This window comes from Curtobacterium sp. NPDC089991, assembly GCF_044748425.1.
Lineage (GTDB): Bacteria > Actinomycetota > Actinomycetes > Actinomycetales > Microbacteriaceae > Curtobacterium.
Genome location: NZ_JBIVGB010000001.1, coordinates 440746 through 455753, shown reverse-complemented (window position 1 = coordinate 455753; position 15008 = coordinate 440746). Strand labels below are relative to the sequence as shown.

Sequence of the window (15008 nt, the reverse complement as noted above, 5' to 3'; positions counted from 1 at the left end):
GGCGTCCACGAGGTCGCTCATGGACACACGACCGCCTCGGCCCCCGGTGTCGCCCACGCGATGCCGTCCGTGTCGAACGCGAGCACGTCGACGCTCCCGTTGCCGGTGAGCCCGCGGAGGTCGTCAGCATCGCCCGCGACGACCGCCGTTGCCAGCACGTCCGCGGTGACGATGTCGTCAGCGATGACGGTCGCCTGCACGAAGGTGGGGGTCGCTCGTCGCCAGATGTGCTCGCCGCGCTCGGCGGTCCCCGAGGTCGCGACGGCGCGGCGCGGCGCATCGAGGTGGACGACGCCGACGACCGTGTCGCGGCGTGCCGGTTCGACCACCCCGACGCTCCACGATTCGTCTTCGCGGTAGTGTCCCCGGACGAGCACGTCCCCTCCGGCGCTGATCATCCAGTCGTCGGCGATGCCGTCGAGGACTGCTCCGGCGTCACGGATCGCCAGGGCCTTCACCACACCGGACAGGTCGACGACGCCGTCCGGGCGGTGCGGCGTGAACGCACCACCGGTCCGTTCCCGCCAGTCGAGCGCGAGCGCGTACACGTCGCGCACCGACGCCGGGGTGTCGGACAGCCGGAGCGATCCGTCGGCGACGCGGCTCAGCACCGACGCCGGGTCGTACAGGCTGTACCGGTGGTCGTAGGAGGCGAAGACGGCGCGCACCTCGGCGGCGGCCTCCGGGGTGGCTCCCCGGAGGCTGACGACGGTACCCATGGTCTCGAGGGTCTGGACGCTCACAGCCCGGCCTTGTCGATCGCGGACTGGAGCGACGTCGTGTAGCCCTGACTCGTGAAGGTCGCACCGCTGACGGACTGGATCTGTGCGGACTGCGCCTGCAGTCCCTCCTGGCGCAGGACCGGTGCCGCCTGCTGACTGATCTGCACCGATCGGCCGTCGCTGTTCGTGAGCTGCAGCGGGGTGACGTCGGTGATCGTCCCGTTCGCGACGGTGATCTGCACCTGCACCGGGCCGTACCGGGTCTGCGTCGTGTCGCCGGCGAAGGTGCCGGAGGCGGACGACCCAGCAGTGGTGCCGGTGCCGCTGCTGCCGCCGTTGGTCCCGCTGCCGGCGCTGTCGCTCGTCGACCCGGTGCCGGTCGTGCCGACACCCGACGTCGTGCCCTGCTGTGCCGGTGCGGTGACCGCGGGCTGGCCGCCGAGCTGCCACCCGATGGCCAGGACCGCGATCGACGAGACGACACCGCCGGCGATGATGCGTGCTCTCATGACTCGAACCGTTCCTGGTGGATCTGGTGTTCCGGCACCCCTGCCGACCGCGCTTCGCGGACCACGAGGTCGGACCACGCCCGCGGCCCGCACACGTACAGGTCCGACTGCAGCAGGTTCGGGAACACGGACCGGAGGGAGACCCCGCGCCGGACGTCCTCCTCGGTCATCCAGCTCTCGCGGGAGCGGGATCGGTGGCCGACCATCGTGTACAGCCGGTTGCCCGTCGCCTCGGCGAGGTCCGCGATCTCGTGCCACAGGTACTGCTGGTCGGCGTCGGTCCCGCGCAGCAGCACGGTGGCCTCGCCCGGACGGAGGTCGGTGTCCTCCAGCAGCGAGCGCACGGGGGTGATCCCGATGCCGGAGGCGACGAGCGCGAGGTACGGGGCCGTCCGGGCCCGGCTGGTGAACAGGCCGTACGGACCCTCGAGGGACACGAACGCCCCAGGCGTGATGCGTCCGAGACGGGCGGAGCCTGCACCGAGGTCGCGGACGGTGATCCGTGCACGACCGCGGGCGGGGACCGCCGAGAACGACACCGGGTTCGCGTGCCACCACGTCTTCGCGGTCCAGAACCGCCAGACCCCGTACTGCCCGCCGCGGGCTCCGAGGCGGTCGAGGTCCCGTCCGGCGAGGTGGATCGACACGACCCCCGGCGCGACGGTCTCGATGCCGGCCACACGGATCCGGTGCCGGAACGTCACCACGATCGGCACCGCGAAGCGGTACAGCGCGATGAGTCCGAGCGCCACGACGTACAGGGCGATCCAGTAGACACGCTGCCAGGTGCCCTGCGCGAGGACGCTGCCGACGCTGAGCATGTGGGGCAACGCGACGAGCACCGCGGCGTAGCTGAGCAGGTGGATGAGGTGCCATGCCTCGTACGGCAGCCGACGGCGCACGGCGACCAAGGACGAGACCACCACGACGAGGAACAGCACGAGGCCGAGGAAGGCGAGTGGCATGTCGGGTGTCGAGAAGAGCGCGATCGTCTCGGCGATCGGACCGGTCCCCGCGGACGCGCCGTAGCCGAGTGTGAGCAACGCACCGTGCGCGAGCAGCAGGTACAGCACCGGCTTGCCGAGCGAACGGTGGACCGCGACGGCGTTGTCGTGGCCGAACGTCCGGTCGATGAGCGGTACCCGGGCGGCGAGCACCAGCATCACGAGGACGAGGTCCGTGGCGACGAGCCCTGCCACGATCCCGGCGTCGGTGAGCCAGCCGCCGATCCCCACGACCCTGTGCGAGCCGGGCGAGGCGAGCCAGAGCGTCACGGCGATCGAGGCGGAGACCCATGCGAGGATCCCGAGCAGATCCGTCATGGCGCTCCGGCGGCGACCGGCTCGACGGCGGCGGCGCGCGGCGATGTCGAGGGACTCCGCCGGGGGTACGGCGTCCCGCAGGCGCGCGCGTTCGGTCGTGCTCGGGGGTGTCCTCGGTGTGGCGCGAGCGGTCTCGATCATCGTCTCGGTCCTCTCCAGCATGCGATCGGGTGACTCACAGCATCAGGAGCGGTCCTGTGGACGGACCCCGAACGGAGCGCCCCGTTCGTTCGAGACCTCGAGTGATCGGCGTGGACCGAGGTCCCGGTCAGCGCGCGGGGACGCTGACCGTCGCGACGGCACCGCCGGACGCCGCGTTGCAGAGGTCCGCCGTCCCGCCTGCGCGTTCGACGATGCCGCGGACGAGGGCGAGCCCCAGGCCGCTCCCGCCGAGGACGGCACGTCGGGCGCTGTCGGCCCGGGTGAAGCGGTCGAAGGCCTGCGGAAGGAAGTCGTCCGGGACGCCGGGGCCGTCGTCGACGACGCACAGGTCGAGTCGACCGTCGGCGGACTGGTCGAGCGTGACCCGGACCACCCCGCCGTCCTCCCCCGCGGCGATCGCGTTGGCGACGAGGTTGTCGACGACCCGCGCGAACGCCGCGGGCTCGAGTCCGTAGTGCTCGTCCGGCGCCGTCAGTTCGACGGCGAAGTCGATGTCGCGCGCCCCGACGTGTGTCAAGGCGCGGGCGCGGTCGATCGATCCCATGAGTTCCGTGACGAGCGCAGCGGCCGACGTCGACGGAACACCCTCCGCCTCGTCCAGCCTGCTGAGTTCCAGGAGGGCGTTCGCGAGCGCGACCAGCCGTGCCGCATCGCCCTCGGCGGCGCGCAGCTCGCGCTCGAGCGCGACGGCGTCGCCCGACGAGCGGTGTGCCAGTTCGAGTCGGGCGGTGAGGGCAGCGAGCGGCGTGCGGAGCTCGTGGCTGGCGTCGGAGACCATCCGTCGCTCGCGCTCGGTGTTCTCACGCTGGCGGTCGATGAACGTGTTGAGCGTCCGGGCGAGGGCCGCGAGTTCATCGTCGGAGGCGCCGACTGGCAGGTGGCCGCCACCGTTCCCGGCGCTGAGGCGCTCGGCGGTCCGGCGCATCCGCCCCACTGGGCGGAGGGCGATGGTCGACAGCAGCCAGGCCGTCGCCGCGAAGGCGAGCAGTGCCAGGAACGTTCCGACTACCAGGGACCGGTCGACCCGCGCCACCGTCTCCTGCCCGGCCCGGCCGTCGTGCGCGGCCCACACGACGAACGATCCGGCGTCGTTCGTGACCGGGATGCCGACGACGGTCACGACACGGTGGCCGGTGTGCAGTCGCAGCGTGACGTCGTCGTCCGGGACCGGCGAGGGCAGCACGGCGCGGACGTCGCGCGGCAGCGAGTCCACGACCCAGTCTCCGGTCGCTGACCGGATCCCGACGAGGACGTCTTCTGCTGGACGGTCAGGCGGCTCGTCCGGGTTGTGCCGGAGGTCGGACACGAACGGCGCCGCGTCACCGGACGCGAGGGAGCGGTCGGTCGCGAGCGTCGCGCGTTCGATCTGCACGTGCAGCACGAGAGCGACCCCGGAGAGCACGACCGCACCGACGAGCAGGCTCCCGAGGGTGATCCGAGCGCGGATCGACAGGCGACGGAGGAACCTCACGGAGACGGCACGACCTCGAGCGCGTACCCCACACCGCGCACCGTCCGGATCGCGACGTCGGCGCCCGAGGCCTGGAGCTTCTTGCGAACGTAGCTGACGTACTGGTCGACGATGGTCGGGTCGAAGTGCTCGGCGCTCCCCCAGACCTCTTCGAGCACCTCGGTCCTGGTGCGCGGGTCGGGCGCCCCCTGCATGAGGAACCGCAGGAGCGAGAACTCCTTGACGCTCAACGGCATGTCGCGCCCGCGCACCGACGCACGCACGGCCACGGTGTCGAGCCGCACCGCGCCGGCTTCCACGGTGGTCGTGCCACCGGCGGCACGACGTCGCAGGTGCGCCCGGATCCGCGCGTTGAGTTCGGCGATCGCGAACGGCTTGGTCAGGTAGTCGTCGGCCCCGGAGTCGAGCCCGAACACGCGGTCGTCGACGGCGTCGCGTGCGGTGACCAGGATCACCGGGAAGTCCGACCCCATCTCACGGAGTCGTCGACAGACCTCGAAGCCGGTCATCTCGGGCAGCATGACGTCGATCGCTGCGGCGTCGAACGCCTGCGACCGCGCCTGGACGAGTGCGGCGACGCCGTCCGTCACGACCGTGACGGTGTGCCCCTCGCCGGTCAGTCCGCGCTCGACGAGGGCACCCATCTCGGGGTCGTCCTCAACAACCAGGATGTTCGCCATCTCAGACCACCCCGCTCGTCCCGAGCAGGGATCCGATGACGAAGGTCGCCGCCAGGGCGAGGGCTCCGCCGACGACCACGCGTGCGGTCGCCCGCCGCACCGAGCCACCTCCGATCCGGGCGCCCGTGGCCCCGGTCAACGCGAGTGCGACGAGGACAACGACGAACGTCACGGGTACCCGGACGGCCTCGGGCGACAGGAGGATCGCCAGCAGCGGCAGGACGGCACCGATCGAGAACGCGGCCGCCGACGCGAACGCGGCGTGCCACGGGCTGACGACCTCGTCCTCGTCGATCCCGAGTTCGGTGGTCAGGTGCGCGGCGAGGGCGTCCCGCTCGGTCAGTTCGGACGCCACACTTTCGGCCGTGGACCGTCGGAGACCACGGCCCTGCCACAGCTGGGTGAGCTCCTCGAGCTCGGCGACCGGGTCGTCGGCCAGTTCGCGGCGTTCCTTCTCGATGAGGGACTGCTGGCTGTCCTTCTGACTGCTCACCGACACGTACTCGCCCAGCGCCATCGACACGGCACCGCCCACGAGCGCTGCGATCCCCGCGGTCGCGATCGCCGGGACGGACGACGACGCGCCGGCGACGCCCACGACGATCGACGCCGTCGACACGATCCCGTCGTTCGCGCCGAGGACTCCGGCTCGCAGCCAGTTCAGGCGCGCAGCGAGGTCGCCCGTGTGGGCTTCGCCCGCGTGCGGCTCGGAGGTGCTCATGGTCACAGCGAACCATGTCCGGGTCGCCCCGTTCGTGTGAGGTTTCGAACGATGCGGACCGCGGGATCCTGTTGTCTGGTCGAACACCGCCGGCACCGTCCGGCGCACGACGTGAAAGGCCGTCATGGACTGGCAGTTCGGCGGGATCCCGCTCCACCCCCTCTTCGTCCACCTGACCTCCGTCGCGGTCCCCGTCGCGGCGCTGACCGCGATCGTGGTCGCGGTGTGGCCCGCAGCGCGACGGTGGCTCGCAGTCGGCGCACCGATCATCGGGCTGGTCGCCCTCGTCTCGGTCCCCCTGGCGACCTCGTCCGGTGAATGGCTCGAACACCGCGAGCAGGAGACCGCGCTGCTCGAGCGGCACACCGAGCTCGCCGACGGGCTGCTCCCCTGGTCGATCGCGGTGTTCGTGCTCCTGCTGCTGTGGTGGGGATGGCACCGGTTCGGGACAGCTCGGGTGACGAGCGGTGGCGCGCTGCGGGCAGTCGCGATCGTCGGCCCGGTGCTGCTGCTCGCAGTCGGCGTCGTCTCGATGATCGAGGTCGTCGTCATCGGACACGCGGGCGCCGAGTCCGTCTGGAAGGGCTAGGAACGCACTGCGGAGCGCGTTGGGGTCACCGTGAAGGCGTCGAGGTTTCCCATCGCCCGCCGGACGTGTTCCGCGGCCTGGTCGGTGACGTCCGTGGCGTCCTGCAGATCCGTCGTCATCACCTCGACCGTTGCCGATCCGGTCAGCCGGTGCCCGATCCACCGGAGACGGAGGTCGCGGACCCTGTGGACGCCGTCCGTGTGCTCGAGGACGTGCTCGGCACGTTCGACGAGCGCCGGGTCGACGGCGTCCATCAGCCGCGCGCCGATCGACTTCACCGTGCCCCAGAGCAGCACCAGGATCGAGATCGAGATGAGCAGGCCGATGACCGGGTCGGCGAGCGGGAAGCCGACCATCACGCCGACCGCACCGAGGACCACCGACAGTGAGGTGAAGCCGTCGAGCCGGGCGTGCACGCCGTCGGCCACGAGTGCCGCCGAACCGATCCGCTGGCCGACCCGAATCCGGTACATCGCGACGACCTCGTTGCCGGCGAAGCCGATCAGGCCCGCGGCGACGAGCAACCAGGGCGCCTCGACCGGGCGTGGGTGCACGAAGCGATCGATCGCCTGCCACCCGGCCACCACTGCCGAGAGCGCGACGACGAAGACGATGAACATGCCGGCGAGGTCCTCGGCGCGGCCGTACCCGTAGGTGAGCCGCCGGGTAGCCACGCGTCGGCCGAGCACGAACGCGACCCACAGCGGCACGGCGGTCAGCGCGTCCGCGAAGTTGTGGGTGGTGTCCGCCAGCAGGGCGATCGAGCCGGTGAACGCGACGAGCACGGCCTGCAGGACGGTGGTGCCGAGGAGCACGAAGAGACTGATCTTGAGCGCGCGGACACCGGCCGAGCTCGCCTCCATGGCGTCGTCGATCGAGTCGGCGGAGTCATGCGTGTGTGGGACGACGAGGTCGTAGAGGAGGCCCCGCACGCCGCCGTGCGGGTGCGCGTGGTCGTGGTCGTGCTGGTGCCCGTCGTGCTCGTGGTCGGTCACGCGCCGGCCTGCTCCCCGCGGTGGTGCGGCGCGGCACCCACGACGTGTTCGGCCTGCTTCACCGCGTCGATCACCAGCTCCGACGCGTGCTCGTCGGTGAGTCGGTAGAAGACCGTCGTGCCCTCACGGCGAGTGGACACCATCCGCGCGAGCCGGAGCTTCGCGAGGTGCTGCGACACCGCCGCGGGGCTCTTGTCGACCACATCGGCCAGGTGGTTCACGGACATCTCCTCGGCGTTCCGGAGCGCCAGGATGATCTTCACCCGGGTCGCGTCGGCGAGCATCGCGAAGACCTCGACCGCCAGTTCGACGTACTCCGACTCGGGATCGAGCCCGCATGGCTGCTTGTCTACGTGCACACGCAGATACTAAGTCATCAGATCCCGAACGGACAGCCGAACTCGTGAGCAGGAATGGTCGGGTTGCCCGGCTTGGACCCGACCATTCCTGCTCACGAAGCGCCGTCCGCCTACCGCTTCAGGTTCGTCAGCTCCTGCAGCACCTCGTCCGAGGTCGTGATGATGCGCGCGTTCGCCTGGAACCCGCGCTGCGCCACGATCAGGTTCGTGAACTCCTGCGACAGGTCGACGTTCGACATCTCGAGGGTGCCCGCCGCGAGCGACCCGACGCCGGCCGAGCCGGGACCACCGACGGTCGCGGTGCCCGAGTTGCCGGTGGCACGGTAGCCCGAGGCGCCGGTCTTCTCGAGACCCGCCGGGTTGGCGAACGTCGCGAGGGCGATGCGGCCGAGGGCGAGCGACGCACCGTTCGAGAACGTGCCCGTGACGGTGCCGTCCTTCGAGATCGCGTAGCCCTGCAGGGCGCCGGCCTCGCGCCCGTTCTGCGAACCGATCGACGCGGTGTTGAGCGAGGCGAAGCCGGTGAGCTCCCCCATGTCGACGGCGATGCCGCCGACCGTGAGGGCGCCGCCGGAGGTCAGCTTGCCGTCGGTGCCGAACGTGAGCGACCCGTTCGTGGTGGTCCCTTGCCCGTTGCGCGCGGTGACGTCCCAGCCGGTGCCGGTGCGCGTGTAGGCGAGGGACATCGTGTGCTTGGCGCCCGAGGCGTCGTAGACGGTGGCCTCGCGGGTGATGGTGTCGCCGACGGCGGTCTCGGACGGCAGGTTGCCGGCGACCGAGGCCGAGGTGGTGCGGACGGCCGGTGCCGCGGCGTCGAGCGGCAGCGTGATGTCGGCGAGGCCACCGTTGTCGTTGACCACGCCGTTGGTGGCCGGGTAGCCCTGCACGATCTTGCCGTCGGCGGTGACCAGGCGGCCGTCCGCGTCGAAGTCGAACGCACCGGCGCGGGTGTAGACCGTGTCGTTGCCGAGGCGGGTGACGAAGAAGCCGTCGCCGGAGATCATCAGGTCGGTGGCCTTGCCGGTGGCCTGGGCCGAGCCCTGCGCGAAGTTGGTGGAGACGCCGGCGACCTGGACGCCGAGGCCGATCTGCGCCGGGTTGGTGCCGCCGACACCGGTCTGCGGTCCGCCGGCACCCTGGGTCATCTGCGACAGGGTGTCCTGGAAGACCGTCGACGAGGCCTTGAAGCCGACGGTGTTGACGTTGGCGATGTTGTTGCCGGTGACGTCGAGCATCTGCTGGTGCGAGCGGAGGCCGGAGATCCCGGAGTAGAGCGAGCGGAGCATGGTGCGTCCTTTCGGAGAGGCAGGAAGAGCAGGAAGAAGGAGGGGAAGGAGCGGCGTCAGGAAGCCGGGGCGGTGGTGGTGATGCCGGAGATCACGTCGAGAGCGACCTCCTTCCCGTTCACGGTGACCGTGGGCACGCTGTTCGCGTAAGACACGGCCGAAGCGGTCCCGGTGACGGCGGTACCGGTCGCAGCGTCGGTGTAGCTGACCTGCTTGCCGACGAGGTTCGCGGCGGCGATGCGCATCTGGAGCGAGAAGTTCTCGTTCCCCGTCGTGGTCTGGTTGGTGATCTGCTCCATCATCGCGAGCTGCGTCTGCTGGCTGATCATCTGGTTGGTGTCCATCGGCGACGACGGGTCCTGGTTCTGCAGCTGCGTGACGAGCAGCTTCATGAACACCTCGGAGTCCATCGTCTGGGACTTCTTCGCGGTCGAGTTCGCGGCGAGGGCCGCGGCCTGGGCAGCCTGGTCCACGCTGCCGGTGATGCCGTCGATGGGCATGGTTGCGTTCCTGTTCGTGAGCCGGTCAGGCGAGGACGTCGAGTCCCGCGGGGCGGATGGTGGAGGTGGACGTGGCGGCTGCGGAGGCTGGCTGCGCGGCGGAGGTGCGCCGTGCCTCCAGGCCGGTGTCGGCACGCAGGCGGCCGTCGGCCGGTCGCTGGTCGCGACCCGCCGACGTGCCCGGGTGGTTCTGCGACGACAGGTCGAGCGTGGTGCTCAGCCCGGTGCCGGCGGCGTCGCGCCGCAGGTCCGGCAGAACCTGGCGGACCGCGTCTCGTCCCGCTTCGGACGCCGCGAACAGCTCGACGTGCATGCCGTGCGCGGTGACGTGTGCGCGGACCGTGACCGGTCCGAGGCTGTCCGGCACGACCTGCACGGTGACGACGTGTTCCCCGGGGCCGGCCTGCGCGAGCGAGAACACCGGTCGCGCGAGCTGCTGCCCGAGGGGCGCGGGCGTGGCGGTCTGGGACGTGACCGGCGCGGCGGCTGCGACGGGGGCGGGCGCGGCGGTCGGCGTGGTGGGCAGGACGAAGGGCGTCTCGCCGCCGCGCGTGGTGGTGACTGCCGGGAGGCCCGGATCACCCGCCGTCGATCCCTGCTGGTCCGCCCCGTGGCCGGTCTGCCCACCCCGCGCGGCGGTCGCCGCTGCCACCGTGACGACGGCCGGGGTCGCGGGGGCGGTGGCCTCGGTGGGCTGGGTGGGCTGGGTGGCCGGGCCGGTCGGCTGGAGCGTCGCTGCTGCTCCGGCTGCAGCGGCAGTTGCAGTGGGCGCGCTGCTCGTGCTCGTGCTCGTGACTCCGACGGTGCCGGTGCCGGTGCCGGTCGTCCCGCCGGACGGGGTGCCTGGCCTCGGGGCGGACGCCGGTGACGGTGCGGGGCCGTCCGCGGGGACTGCGGCCGTCGTACCCGGTGCCTGTGCCGTGGCGGATGCGGCGGACGCCGTGGTGCTTGCCGACGGCGGGACCGCGGCCCCCGTGGCAGTGGCAGCCCCGGTGGCGGCTGAGGGGACGGCAGCAGGCGTCGTCGGCGTGGTCGCATCCGGGGCCGGGGCCGCCGTCGTCGCAGTGACGACCTGCGCCGTCGGCTCGGGCGCGGTCGACGTCACCGGTGTGACCGTCTCGGCAGGGGTCGTCGACGCGACCGGAAGGACCGAGGCAGGCACCGTCCCGGTGAGCATGGGCGTGGGCGTGAGCGCCTGGGCCTCCGCGGCGGCACCGGCCGCGCCGTCAGCGGCAGCCGCCACGTCCGTCCCGGTGGCGGTCTTGGCAGCGCTCGGCGGCGTGGTCGGCCCGGTGTCGTCGGCTGCGCGGGAGTCGTCCCGGCGCGCCGGTGCACGCTCACCGGCACGACGATCGGTCGCGGCGGCCGCGGACAGGGCGGCGTCGAACGAACCGGCACCGCCGGGGTCGGACGTGGCGCGGGCGGGCGCAGCGCTGCTCGCCGGAGCGGGCGCGGGCTGGGTGGCGATGGTCAGGCTCATGCGGCGCTCCCGGACTGCATCATTGACAGCAGCGCGGCGGTCTGCAGATCGGTGGCGCTGCTCGCGGCGGTGGTCGCGCTCGTCGCCGGGGTGGCGGACGCCTGCGCCGGCACGATGCGGCGGATGGTGGCGATGTCGGCGTCCGAGTACCAGTTGTCGACGATCCGGACGTCCTTGCCCGGGCGCGGCGCGTGCAGCACCTTGCCGTCGCCGACGTAGATGACGACGTGGCCCTCGCCCTTCGGGATGATCAGGTCGCCGGGCTGTGCGTCCTTCAGGGAGCCGACCTCGACGCCCATCTTCGCCTGGTCCGGCACGACCCGCGGCATGGTCACGCCGAGGTCCTTGAACACCGTCTGCACCAAGCCTGAGCAGTCCATGCCGGCGGTCGTGGTGCCGCCGAACACGTAGGGCACGCCGAGGTACTTCTTCGCGTCCGCGACGACGTCGGACCCGGTGGCGCCGCTGCCGGTCGCGAGCGTGCCCGCGCCGGCGTCGACGGACGTGGCGGGCGCGCTGCTGGTGGTCGCCGCAGCGGCGGCAGCAGCGGTCGCGGTCCCGGTGCCGGTGGTCCCGGTCGCCGTGGCCAGGGCGTCGGCGAAGGCGCTCGACGAAGCTGCCGACGACGCCGTGGACGACGACGCAGCCGTCGCGGCTGCCGAGCCACCACGCAGGGTGTCGATCTGGGACCGGATCTCGGAGATCCGGGAGAGCACCGCTTCGACGCTCATCGGGCACCACCTTCCGTGCGGCGTCGTGCCGCGATCTCGTCGAGGGCGTTCTGTTCGGTGCGGAGTTCCTCGGCGGCCTGCTCGGCGGCGTGCTTGCCCTCGAGCTTCTCCAGGCCGACCGCGGCACGGCGTGCGGCGGTGTACTCCTCCTGTGCCCGGTCGGCGTCCGCGCGGCGGGTCCGGACCACGGCGTCGAGCTCCTCGAGCATCCCGCGGGTCGCAGCACGCGCAGCGGCGACGGCGCTCAGGGTCGCGGCGTCCTCGATGGGCTGCGCGCCCTCGGCGTCGGCGAGGCTGCGGCGCGCGGCGATCCGGGCGTCGGCGGCGTCGCGCACGCGCTCGTTCGCGGTCGCGAGCGAGGCAGCGGCGCGGTCCTGTTCGGTGTGCCGCAGGCGCAGGAGCCCCGCGAGCGGGAACCGGCGGGCCATCACGACACCCCCAGCTGCTGCACGAGACCACCGAGTCGCTGCCAGGACGCGTCGGCGGTCGCCCGCTCGTCCATCCCCTGGCGCAGGAACGCGTCGATCGCGCCCTGGTGGTCGACGGCGGCGTCGACGAGCGGGTTCGAGCCGCGCTGGTACGCGCCGACGTCGAGCAGGTCCTGGGCGGCGGCGCGCGCGGCCATCACCTTGCGGAGGGTCGTCGCGGCGCCGCGCTGCGCCGGGCCGGTCACCTTCGAGGCCACACGGGACACCGAGCCGAGGGCGTCCACCGACGGGAAGTGCCCGGTGATCGCGAGCTTCCGCTCGAGCACGACGTGACCGTCCAGGATGCTGCGGGCGGCGTCGGCGATCGGTTCGTTGTGGTCGTCGCCGTCGACCAGCACGGTGTACATGCCGGTGATGCTGCCGACGCGGTCCGTCCCGGCACGCTCGAGCAGCCCGGCGAGCACGGAGAACGTCGACGGCGGGTAGCCCCGGGTGGCCGGCGGCTCCCCCACCGAGAGCCCGATCTCACGCTGCGCCATCGCGACGCGGGTGAGCGAGTCCATCATGAGCACGACGTCCTGGCCGGCGTCGCGGAACGACTCGGCGATGCGGGTGGCCACGAACGCGGCGCGCAGACGCATGAGGGCGGGCTCGTCCGAGGTCGACACGACGACGATCGAGCGGGCGAGGCCCTCGGCGCCGAGGTCGTCCTCGAGGAACTCGCGCACCTCGCGGCCACGCTCCCCGACCAGTGCGATCACGTTGACGGCGGCGTCGCTCCCCCGGGCGATCATCGACAGCAGCGACGACTTGCCGACACCGGAGCCCGCGAAGAGCCCCATGCGCTGGCCACGGCCGACCGTGGTGAGGGTGTCGAGCACCCGCACACCGAGCTGCATCGGGGTGTCGATGCGGGTGCGTGCCATCGCGTTCGGGGTCGCGTGGTCGAGCGGCACCCAGTCGACGGGCTCGCCACCGGCACCGACGAGCGGTCCGCGGTCGTCGATCGGTCGGCCGAGCCCGTCGAGCACACGGCCGAACAGCCCGGCACCCGTCGGCACGAGCACCGACCGGCCGGTGGGGCGTGCGGGGGTGCCGGCGGTCACACCGGTGAGGCGTCCGAGGGGCATGCAGCGCACGCCGGTGGCGTCGGTCGCGACGACCTCGACGGCCGTCTGCACGCCGCCCTCCGGTCCGACCGTGACGACCTCGCCGACGTGGGCGTCGAGCCCGGCGATCGTCAGCCCGAGGCCGACGGCGCTCGTGACGACGCCGAGCCGCTGGGGTGCGGCCTGCCGCAGGGCGTCGTCGAGCCCGCGGGGGCGGAGCAGCGTGGCGGTCACGCGGACACCCCCTGCAGCTCGACACCGAGCGCGGTGCGGGCACGGTCGAGTGCGGTGGCGATCCGGGCGTCGAGGATGCCGTCCGGCAGGTCGACGACGGCGTCGCCGTCCCGCAGCGCGGGGTCGGCGACCACGGGCACCGGCAGGTCGACGTCGGCCACGCGGGCGGCGTCCGCCGGGCTGAGCCGGACGGCCACCGGGACGCTGCGGTCGATGGACGCGAGCGCCCGCCGGACGGTGGTCTCGGCACCGGACGTGATCCGGGCCTCCCGGTCGTCATCGGTACCGACCGCCGGACGGGAGGCACGGATCTCGTACCCGACGATCGCCTCGGCCAGGTCCGTGGCCGCGCTGGCGACGGACGCCTCGGCGTCGCTGAGGACGGGCGCGACCGTGGACAGCATCGCGTTCGTCGCGGCGTCGAGGACGGCGATGCGGCGGACGGTGTCCGCGCGCAGCGACGCGGTCAGCGCGGCGTGCTCGGCCTGCAGGCGGGCGCGCAGGGCGTCCGTCTCGGCCTGTGCGGCGCGGAGTCCCGCAGTGTAGCCGGCGGCGTGGCCGCGGACGTCGGCACCCGACGCACGGTCGGTCGCGGCGGCGGTGCCGATCGCGGGGAAGGCGATGCGCTGCACGGTGCCGGCGGTCGTGGTGTCAGTCAACGAGCTCGTCCTCCTCGGCACGGTGCACGGTGATGACGCCCTGCGCCTCGAGCTCGCGCACGGAACGGACGACCTCGGCGCGCGCTTCCTCGACCTGCGAGACGCGGACCGGGCCCATGGCCTGCAGTTCGTCGTCGAGCAGCGAGCGGTTGCGCTCGGACACGTTCGCGCGGATCGTCTCGACGACGGGTCCGGCGGCACCCTTCATGGCGGTCGCGAGGAGCTTCGAGTCGATGCCACGCAGCACCTGCTGGATGTCGCGGGACTCGAGCTTCACGATGTCCTCGAAGGTGAGCATGCGCGAGCGGATGTCCTCGGCGAGTTCCGGGTCGCGGGCCTCGAGTCCGTCGAGCACGGCCTTCTCGGTGGCGACGTCGGAGCGGTTGATGATGTCGACCAGGGGCGCGATGCCGCCGACGACCTCGACGCTCTCGCGCGGCGACACGACGGCGCCGGCGCGCTGCCGCAGGACACCGGCGACGATCCCGACGGCCTCGGGGGTCGCGCTGCCCATCGTGGCGAACGCCTGCGCGACGTCGGTGCGGACGCGCTCGTCGACACCGGCGAGGACGGCGCTCGCCTGACCGGGCTTGAGGTGTGCGAGGACGAGGGCGATGGTCTGCGCCAGCTCGCCCTCGAGCAGGGTGATGACCTGCCCGGGCTCGGCGTCGTCGAGGAAGTCGAAGGACTGGCCGGCGAGGTTCGAGGCGAGCCGGTCCATCACGCCGGCGGCGCGCTCGGCGCCGAAGGACGCCTCGAGCAGCCCGAGCGCGGTCTCCTTGCCGCCGCGCTTCTGCAGTCGGCCGCTCATCGTGATCCGGTGGAACTCCGACATGGTCTGGTCGACGACGGTGTCCTCGACGCGGCGCATCCGGACGATCTCGGCCGAGATCTCCTCGGCCTCCATCTCGGTGAACTGCTTCATCACCTCGGCCGCGCGGTCGGTGTCCATCTGCATGAGGATGAGCGCGACCTTCTGGGCGCCGGTCAGCGCTCGGTCGTTCGAGCCCTTGCCGGTGCCCGGGCCGTTGCCGTTGCTGCCGCTCGGCAT

At 72.4% G+C, this 15008-nt stretch carries 17 protein-coding genes; 1 reads left to right on the top strand and 16 read right to left on the bottom strand.

What is annotated here, in order from left to right:
* Positions 1–17: 17 nt before the first annotated feature.
* From ACIPV1_RS02110 to ACIPV1_RS02085, 6 genes are all read right to left on the bottom strand, one after another.
* Positions 18–743, bottom strand: a complete 726-nt coding sequence (locus ACIPV1_RS02110) for an FAD:protein FMN transferase (RefSeq protein WP_402725684.1) — start codon at positions 741–743, stop codon at positions 18–20.
* Positions 740–1231: an FMN-binding protein gene (locus tag ACIPV1_RS02105; RefSeq protein WP_123292733.1), complete on the bottom strand. Its 492-nt coding sequence runs from the start codon at positions 1229–1231 to the stop codon at positions 740–742. The genes ACIPV1_RS02110 and ACIPV1_RS02105 overlap by 4 nt, the downstream gene beginning before the upstream one ends.
* Positions 1228–2694: a ferric reductase-like transmembrane domain-containing protein gene (locus ACIPV1_RS02100; RefSeq protein ID WP_402725683.1), complete on the bottom strand. Its 1467-nt coding sequence runs from the start codon at positions 2692–2694 to the stop codon at positions 1228–1230. Before ACIPV1_RS02100 ends, ACIPV1_RS02105 begins: the two co-directional genes overlap by 4 nt.
* Before the next feature lie 127 nt (positions 2695–2821).
* Complete coding sequence (locus ACIPV1_RS02095) at positions 2822–4186, bottom strand: HAMP domain-containing sensor histidine kinase (RefSeq protein ID WP_123292732.1); 1365 nt, start codon at positions 4184–4186, stop codon at positions 2822–2824.
* Positions 4183–4866: a response regulator transcription factor gene (locus tag ACIPV1_RS02090; protein ID WP_123292731.1), complete on the bottom strand. Its 684-nt coding sequence runs from the start codon at positions 4864–4866 to the stop codon at positions 4183–4185. Before ACIPV1_RS02090 ends, ACIPV1_RS02095 begins: the two co-directional genes overlap by 4 nt.
* A gap of 1 nt (position 4867) precedes the next feature.
* Entirely contained in the window at positions 4868–5587 is a 720-nt protein-coding gene (locus ACIPV1_RS02085) for a VIT family protein (protein ID WP_402725682.1), read from the bottom strand.
* Between the two features lie 124 nt (positions 5588–5711).
* Here ACIPV1_RS02085 and ACIPV1_RS02080 point away from each other — a divergent pair, with 124 nt between their 5' ends.
* Positions 5712–6176 carry a DUF2231 domain-containing protein gene (locus ACIPV1_RS02080; RefSeq protein ID WP_123938142.1) on the top strand — a complete coding sequence of 155 codons (465 nt, stop codon included), beginning with the start codon at positions 5712–5714 and terminating at the stop codon, positions 6174–6176.
* Here the strand turns inward: ACIPV1_RS02080 and ACIPV1_RS02075 are convergent.
* From ACIPV1_RS02075 to fliG, 10 genes are all read right to left on the bottom strand, one after another.
* Entirely contained in the window at positions 6173–7171 is a 999-nt protein-coding gene (locus tag ACIPV1_RS02075; RefSeq protein WP_123338362.1) for a cation diffusion facilitator family transporter, read from the bottom strand. The genes ACIPV1_RS02080 and ACIPV1_RS02075 overlap by 4 nt on opposite strands.
* The gene (locus tag ACIPV1_RS02070) at positions 7168–7530 is read right to left on the bottom strand and encodes a metalloregulator ArsR/SmtB family transcription factor (RefSeq protein ID WP_260154814.1); all 363 of its coding nucleotides are present in this window, start codon (positions 7528–7530) and stop codon (positions 7168–7170) included. Before ACIPV1_RS02070 ends, ACIPV1_RS02075 begins: the two co-directional genes overlap by 4 nt.
* A gap of 110 nt (positions 7531–7640) precedes the next feature.
* The gene (locus ACIPV1_RS02065; protein WP_123292728.1) at positions 7641–8816 is read right to left on the bottom strand and encodes a flagellar hook protein FlgE; all 1176 of its coding nucleotides are present in this window, start codon (positions 8814–8816) and stop codon (positions 7641–7643) included.
* Between the two features lie 56 nt (positions 8817–8872).
* On the bottom strand, positions 8873–9316 hold the full coding sequence (locus ACIPV1_RS02060; protein ID WP_123292727.1) for a flagellar hook assembly protein FlgD: 444 nt from the start codon (positions 9314–9316) through the stop codon (positions 8873–8875).
* Between the two features lie 25 nt (positions 9317–9341).
* Complete coding sequence (locus ACIPV1_RS02055) at positions 9342–10796, bottom strand: flagellar hook-length control protein FliK (protein ID WP_402725681.1); 1455 nt, start codon at positions 10794–10796, stop codon at positions 9342–9344.
* The gene (locus tag ACIPV1_RS02050) at positions 10793–11527 is read right to left on the bottom strand and encodes a C40 family peptidase (RefSeq protein ID WP_402725680.1); all 735 of its coding nucleotides are present in this window, start codon (positions 11525–11527) and stop codon (positions 10793–10795) included. Before ACIPV1_RS02050 ends, ACIPV1_RS02055 begins: the two co-directional genes overlap by 4 nt.
* Positions 11524–11955 (bottom strand): flagellar FliJ family protein, encoded by a 432-nt coding sequence (locus tag ACIPV1_RS02045; RefSeq protein WP_123292724.1) that lies wholly within the window; start codon positions 11953–11955, stop codon positions 11524–11526. The genes ACIPV1_RS02050 and ACIPV1_RS02045 overlap by 4 nt, the downstream gene beginning before the upstream one ends.
* The gene (locus ACIPV1_RS02040; RefSeq protein ID WP_402725679.1) at positions 11955–13298 is read right to left on the bottom strand and encodes a FliI/YscN family ATPase; all 1344 of its coding nucleotides are present in this window, start codon (positions 13296–13298) and stop codon (positions 11955–11957) included. Before ACIPV1_RS02040 ends, ACIPV1_RS02045 begins: the two co-directional genes overlap by 1 nt.
* Entirely contained in the window at positions 13295–13957 is a 663-nt protein-coding gene (locus ACIPV1_RS02035) for a hypothetical protein (RefSeq protein ID WP_123292722.1), read from the bottom strand. The genes ACIPV1_RS02040 and ACIPV1_RS02035 overlap by 4 nt, the downstream gene beginning before the upstream one ends.
* The gene (fliG, locus tag ACIPV1_RS02030; RefSeq protein ID WP_402725678.1) at positions 13950–15008 is read right to left on the bottom strand and encodes a flagellar motor switch protein FliG; all 1059 of its coding nucleotides are present in this window, start codon (positions 15006–15008) and stop codon (positions 13950–13952) included. The genes ACIPV1_RS02035 and fliG overlap by 8 nt, the downstream gene beginning before the upstream one ends.

What these genes read in the sequence shown, in the direction of transcription:
- ACIPV1_RS02105 (WP_123292733.1), bottom strand. Translation starts at nt 1,231, where the DNA reads ATGAGAGCACGCATCATCGCCGGCGGTGTCGTCTCGTCGATCGCGGTC.
- ACIPV1_RS02100 (WP_402725683.1), bottom strand. Translation starts at nt 2,694, where the DNA reads ATGATCGAGACCGCTCGCGCCACACCGAGGACACCCCCGAGCACGACC.
- ACIPV1_RS02090 (WP_123292731.1), bottom strand. Translation starts at nt 4,866, where the DNA reads ATGGCGAACATCCTGGTTGTTGAGGACGACCCCGAGATGGGTGCCCTC.
- ACIPV1_RS02085 (WP_402725682.1), bottom strand. Translation starts at nt 5,587, where the DNA reads ATGAGCACCTCCGAGCCGCACGCGGGCGAAGCCCACACGGGCGACCTC.
- ACIPV1_RS02080 (WP_123938142.1), top strand. Translation starts at nt 5,712, where the DNA reads ATGGACTGGCAGTTCGGCGGGATCCCGCTCCACCCCCTCTTCGTCCAC.
- ACIPV1_RS02065 (WP_123292728.1), bottom strand. Translation starts at nt 8,816, where the DNA reads ATGCTCCGCTCGCTCTACTCCGGGATCTCCGGCCTCCGCTCGCACCAG.
- ACIPV1_RS02060 (WP_123292727.1), bottom strand. Translation starts at nt 9,316, where the DNA reads ATGCCCATCGACGGCATCACCGGCAGCGTGGACCAGGCTGCCCAGGCC.
- ACIPV1_RS02055 (WP_402725681.1), bottom strand. Translation starts at nt 10,796, where the DNA reads ATGAGCCTGACCATCGCCACCCAGCCCGCGCCCGCTCCGGCGAGCAGC.
- ACIPV1_RS02050 (WP_402725680.1), bottom strand. Translation starts at nt 11,527, where the DNA reads ATGAGCGTCGAAGCGGTGCTCTCCCGGATCTCCGAGATCCGGTCCCAG.
- ACIPV1_RS02045 (WP_123292724.1), bottom strand. Translation starts at nt 11,955, where the DNA reads ATGGCCCGCCGGTTCCCGCTCGCGGGGCTCCTGCGCCTGCGGCACACC.
- fliG (WP_402725678.1), bottom strand. Translation starts at nt 15,008, where the DNA reads ATGCCGAGCGGCAGCAACGGCAACGGCCCGGGCACCGGCAAGGGCTCG.